Here is a 16736-nt window from a genome sequence, read left to right on the forward strand (position 1 = left end):
CAGCCGTCCGGGGCGTGCCGGCAACGACACAGCCGGATGCTGACCGGGCGCCTCAGTCACAGTACAATGCTGGCGGCGCCCGGCACGTAGAATTCACCGGCCGGAGCCGGACGCAGCACAACAATAACGAACGCACTCACGCAGCAAGACCAAAACCGATTTGCAAGAGATAACGGGACTGCCCCAGCACAAGAACGTCCTCACGCGGGACGGGCTGCCAGCGCCGCAACAAGGAGACTCGATGGAACCCCACCTGACGACCGATTCGTCCGCGGATGCCGCAACCGACGCGGCGGCGCCCCCGCCCCCCCGCCTGATCCGCCGGGAGCCGATCCTGGATCAGAACCGCGGCCTGGCCGGCTACCGGCTGCGCGTGCTCTGGGCCGAACCACAAGAGCCCGAGACGGACACCGGCGCAGCCCTGATCGAAACCGCGCGCGCGCACGGCGCCAGCGCCTTTTTTGCCTACGCCCCGCACTGGATCGACGGCACGGCGAGCCTACTGCAGAACACCTTTACGCATATGCTGCCGCGCAACCGCATCTACATCGAATTCCCGGAAGCGCTCGAAATCACGCCGGAACTGATCCAGTCGTTGCAGAGCCTGGCCCACGGCGGCACGAAGTTCTCCATTCGCGGCGATCTCGCGGTCCAGCCCGAACGCGAGGCGTTGCTGCCTTTCTGCAAAGTGGTGCGCTTCGATCCCAAGCTCAGCAGCAAGGCGGATATTTTCCGCCAGAGCTTCCAGCACAAGCAGGCCGGCCGGCAATTGATGGCCGTGGATACGCCCGACAAGGCCACCCACGACAACTTCATGCTGCTGGGCTTCACGCTGTTTCAAGGCAGTTGGCCCAGGGATCTGGTCGCCCCGGCGGCCCTTTCGGCACGCCAGAAAACACTGCTGCGTCTGATGACGCTGATCATGGGCGAAGGCGAGGCCCCCGAAATCCAGGCCTGCCTGCAGCAGGACGATGAGCTGGTCAAGACACTGCTCGACATGGTCAATACGCCGGCCTTCGGCCTGAGCCAGGAAGTCGAATCCCTGAGCCAGGCCATCATGCTGCTGGGCCGCCGGCAGTTGCAGCGCTGGATCCAGGTCCTGATGTACACCGAAGCCGGCCGGCCGGCCGGCTACCTCTCGCCCTCTTTGCTGCAGGCCAGCGCGCGCGCGCATCTGATGGAGGCCATGTCCACTCTGCTTCATCCCGAGCAGACCGTGCGCGCGGAGACCGCCTTCACCACGGGCATCCTGTCCATCATGGATCAATTGTTCCAAGGCACCATGCAGGATCTGCTGTCGCAAGTTCAGGTCGACGTGCCTGTGCGCGAGGCGCTGCTGCGGCATGAAGGCCTCCTGGGACCTGACCTGCGGCTGGCCACACTGATCTTTCCCTCGGATCGCGACGTCGAGGAAAACCCCGCCCCCCTGCTGCGGGAGCTGGGCATCACCGCCGAACAGCTCGACCCGCTCGTCCAGCAGGCGTTCACCTGGGCGCACAGCATCACTCAGGCCGCGCAATGAGCGCACGCGCAGCCGCCGGAGGCATCGCCGGCTGGCTGCGGGTGTCGCACATCTCGGCCGGCTTCATCGCCGTCCTGGTCGGCTATACCAGTTCCGTCGCGATCGTATTCCAGGCCGCGGCGGCCGCCGGCGCGCAAGGCGTCCAGTTGGCCTCGTGGATGTGGGCGCTGGGCATCGGGATGGGCCTCACCTGCATTGGCTTGGCCTTGGCCTGGCGCGCCCCCGTCCTGACGGCCTGGTCCACCCCGGGCGCCGCCCTGCTGGCCACGAGCCTGGGCGACATCGGCCTGGCCCAGGCCATCGGCGCATTCCTGGCCTGCTCGGCCCTGATCACATTGTGCGGGCTCACCGGCGGGTTCCAGAAGATCATGGATTGGGTTCCCCGGCATCTGGCCTCGGCCATGCTGGCCGGCATTCTGCTGCGCTTCGGCATGGATCTGTTCGTCTCCATGCAGGGCCGCCCCCTGCTGGTGGGCATCATGCTGGCCGCCTTTCTGCTGGCCAGACGCGTCCTGCCGCGCTACGCCGTCCCACTGGCGCTGACCGCCGGGATTGCCTGCGCCGCCGCGCAGGGCGGACTGCCCCTGGGCGGGCTCGACTGGGCGCCCGCCCGGCCGGTCTGGATGCCGCCCGAATTCTCGTTTCCGGCCTTCGTGGGCGTGGCCCTGCCGCTGTTCATCGTCACCATGACCTCGCAGAATGTGCCGGGCCTGGCCGTGCTGCAGGCCAACGGCTACGCCCGGGTGCCCGCCTCGCCGCTGATCTCCTGGACCGGCGCCACGGGCATGGTGCTCGCACCCTTTGGCGGCTTCGCCTTCAACCTGGCCGCCATCACGGCCGCCATCTGCATGAGTCCGGACGCCGACCCCGACGCCTCGCAACGCTACAAGGCCTCGGTCTGGGCCGGGGTGTTCTACCTGCTTACGGGGATCTTCGGCGCCACGGTCGTCGCCCTGTTCGCCGCCTTCCCGCACGAGCTGGTCGCCGCCATCGCCGGACTTGCCCTGCTGGGCACACTGGGCAGCGGCATCCATGATGCGCTGCAGGCGCCCGGAGGTCGCGATGCCGCGCTGGTGACTTTCCTGGTGACGGCCTCGGGCATGAGCCTCCTGGGCATCGGCAGTGCGTTCTGGGGGCTGGTGTTGGGCGGCGCCTGCCACCTGGCGCTGGGCCGCCGCCACTGAGCCGGACCCGCGCCAGGCGCACGCAAAATAGGCGCTCAGCGGGCCGGCGCCCCGCCCACCCCGACGGGCGCCGGCGCCAGGCTGGTGATCTTCCGGAACAGATCGGCATAGCGATTGCCCGGACCGGACCAGGGATCCCCGTTGCGGATGAAATCCGCATTGATGGCTTCCCATTCGTCCGCGCTGAACAAGCGGCGGGCCGCAGGCAGAATGTAGCGCTCTTCGGTGCCCAGGTGTACCCACTCATCGGCAATGTAGGCGCGCACCGCATCCCGGAATCCCGGGAAATTCGCCGCGCCGCCCTGCACGTAGCTGACCAGGGCGCGATCCAGCCGCGCGGTGGCGTGGGTCGTGTCCAGGTGCTCGGCTTCCAGCTTGTCCAGGTGTGCGTCGACTTCCTGCGTCTTGCCGCGCAGCAAGGCGAAGATCCGGTCTTCCTTGGGGTGATGCAGCTTGTCGGGCATCTCGGCAATGTACTCGATCATGCTGGCCAGCAGCGTGTAGTCCGGCTCCAGCCGGCCTTCCTCGATTTCCTGCACGATGTGCGAAAGGCCGTTGAGGATGGCCGCGAGGGCCCGATGCTCGTCCTGAATGGCCTCGATGGCGGGGATGCGTTCGGCCGGCGCCTTGCGCGGCGCCGCGCCATCGGCCTGGTCGGTCGCGCCGGCGCCCAGCCAGCGGTCCAGCACGGAGCCATCGCGCAAGAGTTCGGCGCTCTCGCCGGCATAGACCACCTTGCCGCGCTCCAGGATCAGGGCCCGCCGCGTGATCGGCAGGATCTGCCGGGCGTGCTGTTCGACCAGGATCACGGCCATGCGGCCTTCGGACACCATGCGGTCGATGATGTGCAGCAACTCCTGGGCAATCAGGGGCGCCAGGCCCTCGAGCGGCTCGTCCAGCAGCAGGATCTTGGGGTTGAGCATCAGCGCCCGCCCCATGGCCAGCATCTGCTGCTCGCCGCCCGACAACTGGCTGCCCAGATTGGCGCGGCGTTCTTTCAGCCGGGGAAACATTGCATAGACCCGTTCCAGCGTCCATTCTCCGGGACGGGCGACCACGCTCAAGTTTTCTTCGACGGTCAGCGAACGGAAAATGTCGCGCTCCTGGGGCACCCAGCCCAGGCCGGCCTGTGCGCGGCGGTGGCTGGGTACCTGGGCGATGTCCTGATCCTGAAAGATGATGCTGCCGCGCCGCAACCGGGTGACGCCCATCAGCGTGGCCAGGAGCGTCGTCTTGCCCATGCCGTTACGCCCCAGCAGCGCCAGGCTCTCGCCGGACTCCAGGGTCAGGGACAAGTCTTCCAGGACGACGGCGTCGCCATAGCCCGCCCAGACGTTTTCCAAACGCAAGAGCTCAGACATGGGCTTCTCCCAAATAGACTTCCTTGACACGCGGATGATGCGCGATCACCTCGGGGGTGTCCTCAAGCAGCAGCGCGCCCGACACAAGGACGGAAATGCGTTCGGCAAAACGGAAAACCAGATTCATGTCGTGTTCGATCAGCAGGATGGTGACGTCGCGCGGCAACTGGGCGATGGTCTCGAACAGTTCCTGGCTTTCGCCCGTCGGCACGCCGGCCGCCGGTTCGTCGAGCAGCAGGACCTTGGGCTGCAGCGCCAGGGCCAGGGCGATCTCGATCAGACGCTGGCGGCCATAGGCGAGGTTGCGCGTGGTTTCGTGCGCGTCGGGCAGCAGCTTCAGGCGCTCCAGGATCGCGGCGGCCTCGTCGATGACTTCACCTTGGGTGGCCAGAGGCTGCCACCAGCGCGTGCCCAGACCCCGGCGTTCGCTGACGGCCAGGGCGACGGATTCCAGCACGGTCATGTCCATGAACAACTGATTGATCTGGAACGTGCGCACCAACCCCTGCTGGACGCGCTCGTGCTGCGGCATGCGCGTGACGTCGCGGCCCATCAGTTCGACGCGGCCGGCGCTGGGTTCCAGGTAGCCGGTCAACAGGTTGATCAGCGTGGTCTTGCCGGCCCCATTGGGGCCGATCAGGGCATGCCGTGCGCCGGGCGCAACCGACAAGTCGACGTGGTCGGTGGCCACGAAGCCGCCGAAGCGGCGCACCAGGCCGTGGGTCTGCAGAACGGGGCTCATGACGGGGTCTCCGAGCGGGCGCGCGACTCGGCGCGATGGCGGGAAGATTCGATCCACTTCCGGGCGGTTCCCAGGATGCCGCCCCGGGCGAACAGCACGACCAGCACCAGGATCAGGCCCAGCCAGAATTGCCAGTATTGGGGATTCATATCGGACAGCAGATAGTGGGCCACCACGAAGGCGATGGATCCCAGCAGCCCGCCGTACAGGTGCCCCGCCCCGCCGAGAATCAGGATCAGCAGCAGATCGGCGGAACGCTGGAAGCTGAGCACGTCCAGCGAGACGAAGGAGTTCGTCTGCGCTAGCAGGGCGCCGGCCACGCCGGCATAGCCCGCGCCGATGGTATAGACAATGACCAGCCGGCGGTTCACGGGCACGCCCAGCGCCGGCATGCGCAAGGCGTTCATGTGGATGCCGCGCAGGCTCTGGCCGAAGGGCGAATGCACCATGCGGCGGGCGAACCAGAACAGCACGAAGAGCACGATGACCGAGTAGACATAGCCGACGCGGCCGTACATGTCGAAGCTGAACATGCCCAGGATCGGCTTGACCTCGACGCCCGGCATGCCATCCACCCCGCCGGTGACGCTGGTGAATTTATTGGCCAGCTCGTAGAGCATCAGGGCGACGCCCAGCGTCACCATCAGGCGCGACAGATCATTGCCGCGCAGCAACAGGAAACTGCTGAGAAAGCCCACCACGGCGGCGATCACAGCCGCCAGGGCCAGGCCCAGCAACGGATCCCCAAGGCCGTGCGAGCCCAGCAGGCCCACGGTATAGGCGCCCACGCCGAAGAAGGCGGCATGGCCCAGGGAAATGATGCCCGCATAACCGAAAATCAAATCCAGCGACAAGGCGAACAGGCTGGTGATCGCAATCTGGCTGAGCAACAGGTAATTGCCGGGAAAGGCGAAGTACGCCAGGACCGGCAGGCACCAGAACAGGTACTCCAGCGGCTTCCAGCGGGCCGAGCGGCGATAGCGGGCCAAGGCGTCCGCCGCGCCGGGGTGCGGATGGGACGGGGTCCCGATCGAGGTAGAAGTCGTCATGTCGGGGCCTATTTATGGGAGCGGCCGAACAGGCCATGGGGGCGGTAGATCAGCGTCGCCACCATGACGGCATAAATGATGAAGGCGCCGATCTGCGGCACGTAGTATTTGCCGGCCACATCGGCCACGCCGAGCAGGATGGCGGCATACAGCGACCCGAGAATATTGCCGCTGCCCCCCACCGAAACGACGATGAGGAAATACACCATGTACTTCACGGGAAATTCGGGATCCAGGCCCAGCATCTCGACCCCCAGCGCCCCGCCCAGGCCCGCCAGGGCGGAACCCAGGGCGAAGGTCAGGCTGAAGACGCGATTGACGTCGATGCCCATGCCGCGCGCGACACGCTGGTTGTCCACGGCCGCCCGCAGGCGCGCGCCGAAGGACGTCCGGATCACGGACCATTGCAGCAGCAGGGCCACCGCCAGGCCGGCGACGATCAGAAACAGGCGATAGACGCCGATGTCCACGCCGGGCAGATGAATCTGTCCGGTCAGGAATTCGGGCAGATGCAGCGGCTGCTGCTGCGCGCCGAAGAAGTAATGGGCGGCCGCCACGGACATGAACACCAGGCCGATGGAAAACAACACTTGGTCGAGTTCGGAAGCCGCGTACAGGCGGCGGTACAGGGTGCGTTCCAGCACGATCCCGGCCAGGGCGGGAACGAGGATGGCCGCCGGCAGCGTGGCCAGGAACGGCACGCCGTAGCTGTTGAGCAGGATGACGCAGGAGTAGCCGCCCAGCATGGCGAAGGCGCCATGTGCCAGGTTGACGAAATTCATCAGGCCCAGCGTGACCGACAGGCCGACACTGATCAGAAACAGCAGCATGCCTGCGGCAATGCCGTCGAAAATAATGGTCATGATTGATTCCAGGACTGGGAAAGTTCCGGTTCCGGACAGCCGGGGCGCGCGCCCCCGCCCTGGCGGGCGGGGGCGCGCGTCCGGGCCGGCGATTACTTCTGCTTGCCGGGATCCTTGACGGCCTCGATCTTGTCGAACTCGACGTTTTGCAACACGCCGTCCACACGCTCCACCTTGCGGATGTAGACGTTCTGGACGATGTCGCGCGTTTCGGGATCGATCTGCACCGGACCGCGCGGGCTGGTCCACTGCATGCCCTTGACGGCCGCCATGAAGGCGTCCGCGCCGGCATCGCCGTTGGTCTTTTCCAGCGCCTGGTAGATCATGGACATGCCGTCATAGCCGGCGACCGCGACGAAATTGGGGCGGTCGTTGGGGAAGGCCTTGTGGTAGGCGCTCACAAAGGCTTTGTTTTCCGGCGAATCGTGCGCAGCCGAGTAGTGGAAGGAGGTGATCATGCCGATGGCCGCGTCGCCCATGGCGTCGAGCACGTCCTCGTCGGTCACGTCGCCCGTGGCCAGTTCCTTGACCCCGGCTTCGTCCAGCCCCCGTTCCTTGTAGCCCTTGGCCAGCGCCACACCTTGCTCGCCATTGGGCACGAACAGGAACACGGCATCGGGCTTGGCGTCCTTCACGCGTTGCAGGAACGGCGCGTAGTCGGGCGTGTTGACGGGGGTGCGCACCTCGCCGGTGATCTTGCCGCCCAGGCTGGTGAAGGTCTTCTGGAATTGCTGCTCGGCGTCATGGCCCGGGCCGTAGTCGGACACCAGGGTGTAGACGGAGTGGATGCCGTTGGCATAGGCCCACTGCGCCATCGGCGCGGTGACCTGCGGCAGGGTCATGGACACCCGCACGATGTTGGGGGACTTCTCGGTGATCGAAGACGTGGCGGCGTTCAACACCACCATCGGCACCTTGGCCTCCGTCGCCAGGGGGGCGACCGAGAAGGCATTGGGCGTCAGCGTGAAGCCGGCCAGAATGTCGACCTTGTCCTTGATCAGCAGTTCCTGGGCCTGGCGCTTGGCCACCGCCGGCGCGATGCCGGTGTCGTCCTTGATGATGATCTTGACCTTGCGGCCGGCGACCGTGTCGCCGTGCTCGGCCAGGAATACGTCGATGCCGTTCTTGATCTGCTTGCCGTGGGCGGCGAACGGCCCGGACATCGGCATCACGACGCCGATCTTCAGATCGGCGGCCTGAGCCGCGCCGAAGGCCGTGGTCAGGCCGAAGGCCAAGGCAGACGCCATCAGGGTTTTGCTGAATTTCATGGTCTCGCTCCTGTTTATAGGGATGAAAGGTCTATCACGTCCGGCCGGACTGGGCGGACAATTGTTGCTCGAGGTCATGCAGCACCCGGTAGCACGGCAGAACCTGGGCCACGCTGGCATTGGGTTCCCGCCCTTCGCGGATGGCTGCGAAAAATTCGCGGTCCTGCAGTTCGATGCCGTTCATCGACACGGCCACGCGGCTGACATCGATGGCCTCGTCGCGGCCGGTGAACAGATCGTCGTAGCGGGCGATATAGGTCGCCGTATCGCCGATGTAGCGAAAGAACGTGCCCAGCGGGCCATCATTGTTGAAGCTGAGCGACAAGGTGCAGATGGCGCCATTGGCCGCCTGAAGCTGGATGGACATGTCCATGGCGATGCCCAGTTCCGGATGGGGCGGGCCTTGCACCGCATGCGCGCGCACGATGGGGCTGGCGCACTGGTAGGCGAACAAGTCCACCGTATGCGCCGCGTGGTGCCACAGCAGATGATCGGTCCAACTGCGCGGCTCGCCCAGCGCGTTCGTGTTGGTGCGGCGAAAGAAATACGTTTGCACATCCATCTGCTGGATGTGGAATTCACCGCGTTCGACACGCTGGTGCACGTACTGGTGGCTGGGATTGAAGCGGCGCGTATGGCCGCACATGGCGGTCTTGCCGGTTTCCCTCGCCAGAGCGACCAGCGCCTCGGCATCCGCCAGGGAATCCGCCATCGGGATTTCAACCTGAACGTGCTTGCCCGCGCGCAGGCAGGCCATGGCTTGCGAGGCGTGCATTTGCGTCGGCGTGCACAGGATGACGGCATCGACCTCGGGGCGCGCCAGCGCTTCATCCAGTTCGGTGGTGGCGTGGCCGATGCCGTATTTCTGCGCGACTTCGCGAGTCTTGGCAAGATCGCGGCTGACCAGCGAGACGACCTCCACGCCGTCGATGCGGGCGATGCCGTCCAGATGCTTGATGCCGAAGGCGCCGGCGCCGGCCAGCGCGACTTTCAGGGTGCGTTCCGTCACGATTGTTCCTCCAGAATCAGGTGGCCCACGGCCGTGTTCGAAGCCGGCACGTGGTAGAAGCGGTGCGCAACACGCGGGGCCGGGCCGCCCGCCGCATCGGCCATGGCGCCGCGGGCGATCAGCCACATGACGAGTTCGATGCCCTCGGAACCCGCCTCGCGCACGTAATCGATGTGCGGCATCTGCGACAGGCCGGCCGGATCGGCGATCAGCCGGTCCAGGAAGGCATTGTCGAACTCACGATTGATCAGGCCGGCGCGCGGCCCCTGCAACTGGTGGCTCATGCCTCCGGTGCCCCAGATCTGCACGTTCAGGGGCTGGTCGAAGCTCTCGACCGCGCGGCGGATGGCGCGGCCAAGCTCGAAGCAGCGGCGGCCCGACGGCACGGGATACTGCACCACGTTGACCGCAAAGGGGATGATCGGGCAAGGCCAGGCGTCGGGCTGGCCGCACAACAGCGACAGCGGCACCGTCAGGCCGTGATCCACGTCCATCTTGTTGACGATGGTCAGGTCGAAATCCTGCTGGATCACCGATTGGGCGATGTGCGCGGCCAGTTCCGGATGGCCGATCACGGGCGGCACCGGACGGGCGCCCCATCCTTCGTCGGCCGGATTGAAGCGTTCCGCGCAGCCGATCGCGAAGGTCGGGATCAAGTCCAGGCTGAACGCCGTGGCGTGGTCGTTGTAGACCAGAAAGATGACGTCGGGGCGGTTGTCCTTCATCCACTGCTTGGACGGCTCATAGCCCTTGAACAGGGGCGACCAGTAATCGTTGCCGGTCTTGCCCAGGTCGATGGCGGCGCCGATCGCAGGCACGTGCGAGGTATAGACACTCGCGGTGATGCGGGCATGCGTCTGATTCATTTCTTCTCTCCGGTGCGTCGGTTGCCTTCGATCCCTCGGCCGCCGGCCAGCATCATCGCGGCGTATTCTTCCTGGGACATGCCGGTCATGCTGGCAGCCATGTACTGGAAGGAGCGCCCGTCGGTCGCGCCGACCTTGGCCAGGAAATAAATGTTGCCGCCCAATTCCAGACAGCGGTTCAGGTCGCGCGCCAGCACGGCTTGCTTCTGCGCTTCGGTCATGGGCCACTCGTCCAGGTAGGCGCGCTCATCGGCGCGGAACCGTTCACGGTTCTCGGCCTTCATCAGCGACATGCAGAACTGGTTCAGGTGGTATCCCTTGCGGGATTGATCAGCGTCGAAAATGGTTGTGCCTGGCACATCGGTATAGGGCTTGTTCAGAGACATGGCTCAACTCCAGTACAAGCGGTTCGGGTTGTCGACCAGCAGCTTGCGCTGCAGTTCGGGCGTCGGCGCAATGTGGGGAATCGTGTCCACCAGCAGGCCGTCGTCGGGCATGTGGTCCTTCAGATTCGGGTGCGGCCAGTCGGTGCCCCACAGGACGCGGTCGGGGAAAGTTTCCACCAGGCGCCGGGAGAAGGGCACGACGTCGCGGTACGCCGCCTGCTCGCCATTGAGCGCCGGCGGACCGGACCGGCTCAGGCGTTCGGGGCAACTGACTTTGCTCCAGATGTTCGGGTGCTCTTGCATCATCCGCACGAACAGACCGAATTCCGGGCCGTCCACGGGCTGGGCCACGTCGGGCCGGCCCATGTGGTCGACCACCACCGTGGTCGGCAGGGTGGTGAAGAAATCATACAGTTCGGGCAGATCCTGCGCCTCGAAATAAACGACCACGTGCCAGCCCAGGGGGGCGATGCGCGCGGCGATATCGGCCAGCACTTCGCGCGGCGTGAAATCGGCCAGGCGCTTGACGAAATTGAACCGCGTGCCGCGCACCCCGGCCTCGTGCATGTCGCGCAGCTCGGCGTCGGATACGTCCCGCGAGACGGTCGCCACGCCGCGCGCCCGGCCGCCGGCGGCGCGCAGCGCATCGACCAGCGCGCGATTGTCGGTGCCGTGGCAGGTCGCCTGCACGATCACGTTCTTCTCGAACCCGAGGTGGTCGCGCAAGGCGAACAGGGCCTCCTTGGGCGCATCGCAAGGGGTGTACTTGCGCTCCGGCGCGTAGGGAAACACCGCGGCGGGGCCAAAGACGTGGCAATGCGCATCCACCGCCCCGGCGGGCAGGCGAAAACGCGGACGGCTCGGACCGTCGTAGTAATCCAGCCAGCCGGGTGTCTTGGTGAACGTTTCGGCGGTCGTCATCGTGGCTCCTCAGTCGATGTACTTCAGACCGGCCTTTTCCAGGCCTTCGCGCATCTTGTAGTAATCCAGGCCCAGTACGCCCGAGGCGAAGATGTCGCGCTTGGCGCCTTCGTTGTCCTCGCGGGCCTGCGCCTTGGCGGCGACGGCGGCGGCGGCGGCGGCGGGCACCACCACCACACCGTCGGCATCGGCCACGACCACGTCGCCCGGGTTCACTTGCGCGCCGGCGCACACCACGGGGATGTTGACCGATCCCAGGGTGGCCTTGATGGTGCCCTTGGCGCTGATGGCGCGGCTGAATACCGGGAAATCCATGGATTCCAGCGTATCCACATCGCGCACGCCGCCGTCGATCACCAGGCCGCGCGCGCCGCGCGCCTTGAACGAGGTCGCCAGCAGGTCACCGAAGAAGCCGTCGGTGCTGTCCGCGGTGCAACCGGCCACGACCACGTCGCCGGGCTGGATCTGCTCCGCCGCGACATGCAGCATCCAGTTATCGCCCGGCTGCAGCAGCACCGTGACGGCCGTGCCGCACATCCGCGCGCCGCGCCAGATCGGACGCATGTAGGGCTTCATCAGACCGACGCGGCCCAGGGCCTCGTGAATGGTCGCGACGCCGAAATGCGACAGTTGTTCGACGGCGGCCGCATCGGCGCGCTTGATCGTGCGATGAACGATGCCGAGCTGGTTGAGGGGAGTACTCATGTCGATGTTTCCTTGTGAGACGTTACAGGCCCTTGGCCTTCAGGGCGGCGTCCAGGCGCGGGTAGACGCGGCGCGCATTGCCCTCATAGATCTGGAAGCGGTCGGCGTCGCTGAGCGTCGAAGCGGCTTCGATATAGCGCTTGGTGTCGTCGAAATAATGACCGGTCTCGGGGTCGATGCCGCGCACCGCGCCGATCATTTCGGAGGCGAACAGCACGTTCTTGACCGGAATCACACGGGTCAGCAGATCGATGCCCGGCTGGTGGTAGACGCAGGTATCGAAAAACACGTTGTTCAGCAGGTGCTCGTCGAGCAGGGGTTTCTTGAGCGCCTGCGCCAGGCCGCGGAAACGCCCCCAGTGATAGGGCGCGGCGCCGCCGCCATGCGGGATCACGAGGCGCAGGGTCGGGAAATCCTTGAACAGGTCCGAGGTCAGGCACTGCATGAACGCCGTGGTATCGGCATTCAGGTAGTGGGCGCCCGTGGTGTGAAAGCAGGGATTGCAACTGGTGGATACGTGGACCATCGCCGGGATGTCGTATTCCACCATCTTTTCGTAGATGGGATACCAGGAACGGTCCGACAGCGGCGGCGCACTCCAGTGCCCTCCCGAGGGATCCGGATTCAGATTGATGCCGACCGCACCGTACTCCCTGACGCACTTTTCCAGTTCGGGGATGCAGGTGGCCGGGTCCACGCCCGGCGACTGGGGCAGCATGGCGGCCATGGCGAACTCGTCGGGAAACAACGTCGATACCCGGTGGCAGAGCTCGTTGCAGATCGCCGACCAGGTGCTGGACACCTGGAAATCACCGATGTGATGCGCCATGAAGCTGGCGCGCGGCGAGAAGATCGTCAGATCCGAGCCGCGCTCGCGCATCAGGCGCAACTGGTTGGTCTCGATGCTCTCGCGCAATTCATCGTCGCTGATGCGCAGATCCGAGGGGCTGGGCATCAGCGCGGGATCCTTGATGCCGGCGATCTGCCGGTCGCGCCAGTCCGCCAGCGCCTGGGGCGCCGTCGTATAGTGACCGTGGCAATCGATGATCAGGGGTTTTCTGCTCATGTCGTACGCTTCCTTTTCTACCTTTCGATGTCGCGCCTGGCCCGGAGGGGTCAGCGCGCCTGGGACCAGACCGAAGCCGGCACCATGGCTTCTCCGCGCATGATGAGCCGCGCGGTGCGCAGCAGCGCTGCCCGTTCGACCTTCTGGGGGTCCTGGGGATCGAGCGCCAACTCGACCGTGAATTCGCCGCTGGGATGTTCGATGGACACCGTCTTGACGGCGCCGGCGGGCAAGCGCGCCAGATCGTGCGGCACCGAGCCTTCCAGGACGCAAGCCGTGCCTACCGTGACGGCCGCCAGCACGCCGATGGCCTCATGGCAGACGTGCGGGATGAAACAGCGGGTACTGATCGCCCCGCCCTCGGAAGGTTCCGACACCAGGGTCATCTTGGGATAATTGCGCGTCGACACATCGCCCAGGCCCATCAGCTTGCCCGTGAGCAGGCGCAAGGCTTCGATGCGGGCCTTCAGCGCCTCGTCGGCGTTGAGCTCGGCCGGAGTCTCGCGGCCGGTGCAACCCATGTCGCCGGCCCGGAACAGCACCAGAGGCATGCCGTTGTCGATGCAGGTGACTTCGATCTCGAAGGCGTCGAAAGCGGCGCCGGCGGGCGGCTCGACGCGCACCCGGTCGCGCACCTGCCCGGTGGGCAGCAATCCTGCGCACACCGAGCCGGCGGTATCGAGAAAATTGATGGTGATCGGCGCAGAACGGCCGGGCACGCCGTCGATGCGCGCGTCGCCCTCGTAGGACACCCGGCGCCCTTCGGGCGTCATCGGGGTCAGCACGGTAATGTCGCATTGCATGCCGGTGTTCCGGGTCAGCACGCGGGCGGTAGTTTCGTCGCCCTGGGCCTGGATCAGGCCGCGCTCCAGCGCGAAGGGCACGACCGCCGCCAGCATGTTGCCGCAATTGGCCGTGGTGTCGACCGTGTCGCGGTCGGGCTGCAATTGCGCGAACAGGAACTCCAGATCCACGCCCGGCACCGTGCCGGGCCGCACGATCCCGACCTTGCTGGTGAGCGGGTGCGCGCCGCCCAGGCCGTCGATCTGGCGCCGGTCCGGCGAACCCATCACCGACAGCAGCACGCGATCACGCACCGCCGGGTCCGACGGCAGGTCGGATTCCAGGAAAAACGGCCCGCGCGACGTGCCGCCGCGCATGAACAAGGCTGGAATGGGCTTCTGCATCACATCACCATGCTGTGCTTGATGAGGCTCATTATGGACGGGCGCAATGCAATACATAAGGGCATACGTCCACTATCAGCTATGCCGAAATGCTATGATATGGATCGCGCAATCACAAAACTAGGGTAAACCCCAGGATGGATCTCAAGCAATTGGAATACTTCATGCGCGTGGCCGAACTGGGCAGCTTCACTCAGGCATCGCACGCGCTGAATATCGCCCAACCCGCCCTCAGCCGCCAGGTCCGCATGCTGGAAGTCGAGCTGCGGCAGAACCTGCTGAATCGCAACGGACGCGGCGTGACCACCACCGAGGCCGGCAAACTGCTGCTGGAGCACTGCCGGGGCATCCTGCACCAGGTGGAGCGCGCCAAAGAAGACATGGGCCGCGTCCAGGGCGCGCTGGCCGGCCGGGTGGCGCTGGGCATCGCGCCCAGCGCCTCGAAGATGATGACCGTACGGCTCACGCGGCAGTTCCGCAAGCAGTTGCCCAACGCCACGCTTTCGATCAGCGAAGGCCTGTCGCTGGTGATGCAGGAATGGCTGCTGGCGGGCCGGCTGGACATCGCCCTGCTCTACAACCCTTCCGCATCCGCGGACCTGGATCTCAGCCCCCTGACCAGCGAATTGCTGTATCTGGTCGGCCCCCGGGGGCCGCATCCCTCAAACCAGCCGATGCCGCTGCGCTCGCTGGTCCACATCCCGCTGGTGATCCCCAACCGCCCGCATACGGTGCGCATGCTGCTGGAATCCCAAATGGCCCTCATCGGCTGCAAACCGAACATCCGCCTGGAAATCGACGGGGTGCCCGCCATCCTGGACCTGGTGGCCGACGGCGAAGGCTATGCCATCCTGACGGAACACGCGGTGCTGACCTCGGCCCAGCCGGACCGCTACCATATCCGTCCGATCGTTCAACCCGAACTGCCGAGCCGCCTGTACCTGGCCACGGCTTCGGGCCGGATCACGACCCTGACGCAGAAAGCGATGCTGGACCTGATCCGCGAGACAGTGCGGCAGATGTATCCCGCGTCGATGACTCAAACAGCTTGAAGGAATCCACCAGCACGCCGAGCGCCTCGGCCTGGCTGCGAATGTGATCCGCCGCCTGGGCGGCCTGCGCGACCAGCGCGACATTGGCGCGGGTCGCCTGGTCGATCTGCCCCACCGCCTGGCTGGCCTGGCCGATGCCCAATTCCTGCTCCCGGCTGGCATGCGCGATTTCGCGCACCAGCGCGGCGAACCGCTCGGCCGACTCGCGGATGCCGGCCGACACGCGGCCCGCTTGTGCCACCTGCCCGGTGCCGGCGCCGATGGCCCGCATCGAGGCGGCCACCAGCGCCTCGATCTCGCGCGCCGCCTCGCCGGTGCGCTGCGCCAGACTGCGCACTTCGCCGGCCACCACGGCGAATCCCCTGCCCCGTTCACCCGCGCGCGCCGCCTCGACCGACGCATTCAGCGCCAGGATGTTGGTCTGGAACGCAATGCTGTTGATGACCCCCGAGATGTCCGCGATCCGGCCCGCTTCGCCCTGGATGCCTTCCATGGTGCGCGCCACGTCGCCCATGGATGCCTCGCCCCGCCCCACCAAACCCTCCAGCCCGTCCGCCAGTTCCGCCGCTTGGCGCGCATGGCCGGCATTCTGTTGCACCGTGCCCGCCAGCTCCTCGATCGAAGCCGCGGTCTGCTCCAGCGAACCGGCCTGGGCGTCGGTGCGTCCCGCCAGATCGTCGTTGCCGCGCGCGATATCGCGCACCCCCGCCACCACGATGTCGGTGGACTCCAGAATGCGCACCAGCAGAAGCTTCATATTGAGTTGCAGGATCCGCAGCCCATGCGCAAGATTCGCAAGCTCTTCCGGCTGGTCCACCGGCAGGCGGCGCGACAGATCGCCCGCGCCGATGCGCTCGATTTCAACCCGCATCATGCGCAAAGGCCCGACCGTGGCCCTGTGCAGCGCAAAACCGCCCAGCACCGCCCAAAGCCCGCCGGCCACCGCCGGCAGCCAGGCGGAAAATCCGTCCGTCCGGACGGACCCGGCCTGCGCAACCAGGGCCGCCAGCACGCCGGCCACATAAAGGACCAGCCGTGCGCGCAGGGACCAGGGCCGACGCAGGCGGTCAGCGCCCTCGCGAATGCGCCCCTCGTGGATGCGCACTTTGCCGGCGCCCTGGGCCAGCGCCCGGTAGGCGCGGTCCGCGTGCTCGATTTCCGCGCGAGCCGGCCGCGTCCGGATCGAAGTGAAGCCCGCAACCCGCCCGTCGCGGAACAATGGGGCCGCATCGATGCGGACCCAGTAGTGATCGCCATCCCGGCAGCGGTTCTTCATCAGGCCGGACCAGGTGCGGCCGGCGCGCACCGTGCGCATCAGATCGGCGAAGGGTTCGCGCGGCATGTCGGGATGGCGCAGGATGGCCTGGGAGGCGCCCAGAACCTCATGCGGCTCATGGCCGCTGATCCGCAGGAAATCCTGGTTGACGTAGGTGATGCGGCCGTCCAGGTCCGTTGCCAGGACGATACGGTCGGATACCGCCAGGGCACGCTCGCGCCCCGTGACATGAATCTGTTCTGTCATGGATGGCGGCCTCCTCGTCCGCCCCCGCCCGCG

At 66.3% G+C, this 16736-nt stretch carries 16 protein-coding genes and 1 pseudogene; 3 read left to right on the forward strand and 14 right to left on the reverse strand.

Annotation, left to right across the window (positions count from 1 at the left end):
- Positions 1 to 241: 241 nt before the first annotated feature.
- A complete protein-coding gene (locus tag ABRZ00_RS13615) occupies positions 242 to 1522 on the forward strand; it encodes an EAL and HDOD domain-containing protein (protein ID WP_368641599.1) in 1281 nt (426 codons plus the stop codon).
- Entirely contained in the window at positions 1519 to 2706 is a 1188-nt protein-coding gene (locus ABRZ00_RS13620; protein ID WP_368641598.1) for a benzoate/H(+) symporter BenE family transporter, read from the forward strand. The genes ABRZ00_RS13615 and ABRZ00_RS13620 overlap by 4 nt, the downstream gene beginning before the upstream one ends.
- A gap of 35 nt (positions 2707 to 2741) precedes the next feature.
- Here the strand turns inward: ABRZ00_RS13620 and ABRZ00_RS13625 are convergent, their stop codons facing one another.
- From ABRZ00_RS13625 to ABRZ00_RS13685, 13 genes and pseudogenes are all read right to left on the reverse strand, one after another.
- On the reverse strand, positions 2742 to 3395 hold the full coding sequence (locus ABRZ00_RS13625; RefSeq protein WP_343835908.1) for a hemerythrin domain-containing protein: 654 nt from the start codon (positions 3393 to 3395) through the stop codon (positions 2742 to 2744).
- Positions 3384 to 4067 (reverse strand): annotated as a pseudogene (locus ABRZ00_RS13630) (ABC transporter ATP-binding protein); the annotation flags it as partial. The gene ABRZ00_RS13625 and the pseudogene ABRZ00_RS13630, both read right to left, overlap by 12 nt.
- The gene (locus ABRZ00_RS13635; protein WP_368641597.1) at positions 4060 to 4809 is read right to left on the reverse strand and encodes an ABC transporter ATP-binding protein; all 750 of its coding nucleotides are present in this window, start codon (positions 4807 to 4809) and stop codon (positions 4060 to 4062) included. The gene ABRZ00_RS13635 and the pseudogene ABRZ00_RS13630, both read right to left, overlap by 8 nt.
- On the reverse strand, positions 4806 to 5858 hold the full coding sequence (locus ABRZ00_RS13640) for a branched-chain amino acid ABC transporter permease (protein WP_368644340.1): 1053 nt from the start codon (positions 5856 to 5858) through the stop codon (positions 4806 to 4808). The genes ABRZ00_RS13635 and ABRZ00_RS13640 overlap by 4 nt, the downstream gene beginning before the upstream one ends.
- 8 nt (positions 5859 to 5866) lie before the next feature.
- Positions 5867 to 6721: a branched-chain amino acid ABC transporter permease gene (locus tag ABRZ00_RS13645; protein ID WP_343835421.1), complete on the reverse strand. Its 855-nt coding sequence runs from the start codon at positions 6719 to 6721 to the stop codon at positions 5867 to 5869.
- Positions 6722 to 6813: 92 nt separating this feature from the next.
- Positions 6814 to 7989 (reverse strand): ABC transporter substrate-binding protein, encoded by a 1176-nt coding sequence (locus tag ABRZ00_RS13650; protein WP_368641595.1) that lies wholly within the window; start codon positions 7987 to 7989, stop codon positions 6814 to 6816.
- Between the two features lie 34 nt (positions 7990 to 8023).
- On the reverse strand, positions 8024 to 8998 hold the full coding sequence (locus tag ABRZ00_RS13655) for a Gfo/Idh/MocA family oxidoreductase (protein ID WP_343835423.1): 975 nt from the start codon (positions 8996 to 8998) through the stop codon (positions 8024 to 8026).
- Positions 8995 to 9864 (reverse strand): class III extradiol dioxygenase subunit beta, encoded by an 870-nt coding sequence (locus tag ABRZ00_RS13660; RefSeq protein ID WP_368641594.1) that lies wholly within the window; start codon positions 9862 to 9864, stop codon positions 8995 to 8997. The genes ABRZ00_RS13655 and ABRZ00_RS13660 overlap by 4 nt, the downstream gene beginning before the upstream one ends.
- On the reverse strand, positions 9861 to 10250 hold the full coding sequence (ligA, locus tag ABRZ00_RS13665; protein WP_368641593.1) for a protocatechuate 4,5-dioxygenase subunit alpha: 390 nt from the start codon (positions 10248 to 10250) through the stop codon (positions 9861 to 9863). The genes ABRZ00_RS13660 and ligA overlap by 4 nt, the downstream gene beginning before the upstream one ends.
- A gap of 3 nt (positions 10251 to 10253) precedes the next feature.
- Positions 10254 to 11171, reverse strand: coding sequence for an amidohydrolase family protein (locus ABRZ00_RS13670; RefSeq protein ID WP_368641592.1), 918 nt, complete (start codon positions 11169 to 11171; stop codon positions 10254 to 10256).
- Between the two features lie 9 nt (positions 11172 to 11180).
- Positions 11181 to 11876 carry a 4-carboxy-4-hydroxy-2-oxoadipate aldolase/oxaloacetate decarboxylase gene (gene ligK, locus ABRZ00_RS13675; protein ID WP_368641591.1) on the reverse strand — a complete coding sequence of 232 codons (696 nt, stop codon included), beginning with the start codon at positions 11874 to 11876 and terminating at the stop codon, positions 11181 to 11183.
- Between the two features lie 22 nt (positions 11877 to 11898).
- Positions 11899 to 12927, reverse strand: a complete 1029-nt coding sequence (locus ABRZ00_RS13680) for an amidohydrolase family protein (RefSeq protein WP_343835910.1) — start codon at positions 12925 to 12927, stop codon at positions 11899 to 11901.
- A gap of 65 nt (positions 12928 to 12992) precedes the next feature.
- A complete protein-coding gene (locus tag ABRZ00_RS13685; protein ID WP_368641590.1) occupies positions 12993 to 14129 on the reverse strand; it encodes a 4-oxalomesaconate tautomerase in 1137 nt (378 codons plus the stop codon).
- Between the two features lie 137 nt (positions 14130 to 14266).
- On the opposite strand from ABRZ00_RS13685, the gene ABRZ00_RS13690 reads away from it, so the two are divergent.
- Complete coding sequence (locus tag ABRZ00_RS13690) at positions 14267 to 15181, forward strand: LysR substrate-binding domain-containing protein (RefSeq protein ID WP_343835429.1); 915 nt, start codon at positions 14267 to 14269, stop codon at positions 15179 to 15181.
- Here ABRZ00_RS13690 and ABRZ00_RS13695 read toward each other — a convergent pair.
- Positions 15093 to 16703 (reverse strand): methyl-accepting chemotaxis protein, encoded by a 1611-nt coding sequence (locus ABRZ00_RS13695; RefSeq protein WP_368641589.1) that lies wholly within the window; start codon positions 16701 to 16703, stop codon positions 15093 to 15095. The two genes, ABRZ00_RS13690 and ABRZ00_RS13695, sit on opposite strands and share 89 nt — an antisense overlap.
- Between the last annotated feature and the right edge of the window lie 33 nt (positions 16704 to 16736).

Origin of the sequence: Castellaniella ginsengisoli, from assembly GCF_040955415.1 — a bacterium.
Lineage (GTDB): Bacteria > Pseudomonadota > Gammaproteobacteria > Burkholderiales > Burkholderiaceae_B > Castellaniella > Castellaniella ginsengisoli.

Bases quoted from the DNA above. Each gene is read 5' to 3' on its own strand.
- ABRZ00_RS13690 (WP_343835429.1), top strand. From the start codon at position 14,267: ATGGATCTCAAGCAATTGGAATACTTCATGCGCGTGGCCGAACTGGGC.
- ABRZ00_RS13685 (WP_368641590.1), bottom strand. From the start codon at position 14,129: ATGCAGAAGCCCATTCCAGCCTTGTTCATGCGCGGCGGCACGTCGCGC.
- ABRZ00_RS13640 (WP_368644340.1), bottom strand. From the start codon at position 5,858: ATGACGACTTCTACCTCGATCGGGACCCCGTCCCATCCGCACCCCGGC.
- ABRZ00_RS13620 (WP_368641598.1), top strand. From the start codon at position 1,519: ATGAGCGCACGCGCAGCCGCCGGAGGCATCGCCGGCTGGCTGCGGGTG.
- ABRZ00_RS13645 (WP_343835421.1), bottom strand. From the start codon at position 6,721: ATGACCATTATTTTCGACGGCATTGCCGCAGGCATGCTGCTGTTTCTG.
- ligA (WP_368641593.1), bottom strand. From the start codon at position 10,250: ATGTCTCTGAACAAGCCCTATACCGATGTGCCAGGCACAACCATTTTC.
- ABRZ00_RS13615 (WP_368641599.1), top strand. From the start codon at position 242: ATGGAACCCCACCTGACGACCGATTCGTCCGCGGATGCCGCAACCGAC.
- ABRZ00_RS13650 (WP_368641595.1), bottom strand. From the start codon at position 7,989: ATGAAATTCAGCAAAACCCTGATGGCGTCTGCCTTGGCCTTCGGCCTG.
- ABRZ00_RS13670 (WP_368641592.1), bottom strand. From the start codon at position 11,171: ATGACGACCGCCGAAACGTTCACCAAGACACCCGGCTGGCTGGATTAC.
- ABRZ00_RS13635 (WP_368641597.1), bottom strand. From the start codon at position 4,809: ATGAGCCCCGTTCTGCAGACCCACGGCCTGGTGCGCCGCTTCGGCGGC.
- ABRZ00_RS13695 (WP_368641589.1), bottom strand. From the start codon at position 16,703: ATGACAGAACAGATTCATGTCACGGGGCGCGAGCGTGCCCTGGCGGTA.
- ABRZ00_RS13660 (WP_368641594.1), bottom strand. From the start codon at position 9,864: ATGAATCAGACGCATGCCCGCATCACCGCGAGTGTCTATACCTCGCAC.
- ligK (WP_368641591.1), bottom strand. From the start codon at position 11,876: ATGAGTACTCCCCTCAACCAGCTCGGCATCGTTCATCGCACGATCAAG.